Source organism: Vogesella mureinivorans (assembly GCF_007644035.1).
Taxonomy (GTDB): domain Bacteria; phylum Pseudomonadota; class Gammaproteobacteria; order Burkholderiales; family Chromobacteriaceae; genus Vogesella; species Vogesella mureinivorans.
Window position 1 is genome coordinate 1 of the sequence record NZ_VMTV02000868.1, and the last position, 284, is coordinate 284.

1 protein-coding gene is annotated in these 284 nt (G+C 70.4%); it reads left to right on the forward strand.

From position 1 onward, the window contains the following. Positions 1-284 (forward strand): NAD-dependent epimerase/dehydratase family protein (locus FLQ44_RS20010; RefSeq protein ID WP_147695772.1); only part of this gene is annotated, 284 nt, incomplete at both ends.

Consider the following 284-nt stretch of genomic DNA (forward strand, 5'->3'; position numbering starts at 1 on the left):
GCGCGGGGGGCTGGCCGGACTTGGCCCTGGTCCGGGTCCCCCGCGGGAGCCTCGCCGGCGAGCCGATCGACGTCTTCAACTTCGGCCAGCACACCCGCGACTTCACTTACATCGACGACATCGTCGAGGGGGTGATCCGCACGCTCGACCGCGTGCCCGGGCCGGACCCGGCCTTCGATCCGCTGCTGCCCTCGCCGGCCAGCTCCAGCGCGCCCTATCGCGTCTACAACATCGGCAACCATCGGCCGGTGCAGCTGTCGCGCTACATCGAGCTGATCGAGCAG